Raw genomic sequence first — 263 nt, forward strand, 5'->3', positions numbered from 1 at the left:
GGCGGCCTCGCCGCCTCGCTCCTCGGGTTCGCCCTGGCGGGGGCGTTCCTGGCGCCCGGTCTGATCGCCGGCTACGTCTCGGCGGATGCGCATGCCGACGCTTCCATGCGCACCGAGGCGAACGGCTGGATGGACACGGCGGTTCAGCTCGGAACGGCACTGGGCGCGCTCCTCTACGGGGCAACTGCCGACGTCGCTGGGCCGTCCGTCGCCTTGGTGGCGAGCGCCCTGGCGCCGGCTCTCGTCTTGGCCTGCTGCGTTCC

The 263-nt window shown here is 73.4% G+C and carries 1 protein-coding gene; it reads left to right on the forward strand.

What is annotated here, in order from left to right; genetic code table 11:
* Positions 1-263 (forward strand): hypothetical protein (locus SB719_RS20770; RefSeq protein WP_412159831.1); only part of this gene is annotated, 263 nt, incomplete at both ends.

This window comes from Pantoea sp. SIMBA_079 (assembly GCF_046940275.1).
GTDB classification, from domain to species: Bacteria; Pseudomonadota; Gammaproteobacteria; order Enterobacterales; family Enterobacteriaceae; genus Pantoea; species Pantoea borealis.